Raw genomic sequence first — 1,177 nt, forward strand, 5'->3', positions numbered from 1 at the left:
CGGTTCGACCGGTTCGACCGGTTCGTCCGGTTCGATAGAGGGGGTCACTGTAGACCGGACGGAACCGATTCTCGACGAGGTCCGCGACTGGCTCGCCCGATACGTTCGCACGACCTCACCCGGTGACCTCGACATCCTCGCCTTGTGGGCCGTGCACACGCACTTCATGGGGCAGCTCTACACAACCCCGCGGCTGTTGCTCGACTCGCCAATGCCCGAGGCCGGCAAGACCACCGTCGTCGAACACTTCGCCCGGTTGTGTTTCTCCCCCTCGCAGGCTTCCGCCCTGTCGTCGGCGGCACTACTGGCCCGCATGGTCCGCAGCGAACCCCGCACCCTGCTGATCGACGAGGCCGACCGCAACCTCGACCCGAAACGGGACGGCGTCGGTGACCTACTCAGCGTCATCAACACCGGATACAAGCGGGGCGGAACCCGCCCGGTCCTCGTCCCGGTCAAGGACGGCTGGGAAGTGCAGGAAATGTCGACATACTCGCCGGTCCTCATGGCCGGCATATCGCCGAACCTGCCCGACGACACCCGATCCCGGTGCATCCGCGTGGTCCTCATGCGCGACCACGACGACACCGTCGAGGAATCCGACTGGGAAGCAATCGAGGACGACGCCGACCAGCTCGCCGCACGCATCGCAGCGTGGGCCGAGGTCGTCGCCGACGAGGTCGCCGTCAACAGGCCACCACTACCCGAGGGGATCAAGGGCCGCGCCCGCGAACGCTGGTCACCGCTCAAGCGCATCGCCACCGTCGCCGGGGGCCGTTGGCCTGCCACCGTCGACGAGCTCGCCACAACCGAGGCCGAGGAACTCAAGACCGAACGGGAGGAAGGTCACGTGCAGAAGCGGCCGGCGCTGGCACTCATCGACCACATCGCCGAGGTGTGGAAACCGTGGGAATCGTTCGTGGGATCGGAGGACCTCGTCCGACGACTCATCATCGCTCACCCCGAAGTGTGGGGCGCTGAAAGCTCATACGGGCGGGCGCTGACCGTGCAACGCATGGGGCGGATGCTCTCGAGCGCGTACAAGGTGCACACCACGCGCCAGCCGACCGACGACCGCACCCGCGGATACACCGCCCGATCCCTCGACGCGGCAACGTCCGGTTTGGGTTTACCCCCCCTGGGCGAACCGGACGAACCGGTCGAACCGGTCGAACCG

Annotated in this window: 1 protein-coding gene; it reads left to right on the plus strand. The window is 67.0% G+C overall.

The genetic code is table 11. From position 1 onward, the window contains the following. Positions 1-151: 151 nt before the first annotated feature. A partial coding sequence (locus tag G6028_RS18080) for a DUF3631 domain-containing protein (RefSeq protein WP_182659067.1) occupies positions 152-1,177 on the plus strand: 1,026 nt, incomplete at its 3' end.

This window comes from Dietzia cercidiphylli (genome assembly GCF_014145145.1).
Lineage (GTDB): Bacteria > Actinomycetota > Actinomycetes > Mycobacteriales > Mycobacteriaceae > Dietzia > Dietzia natronolimnaea.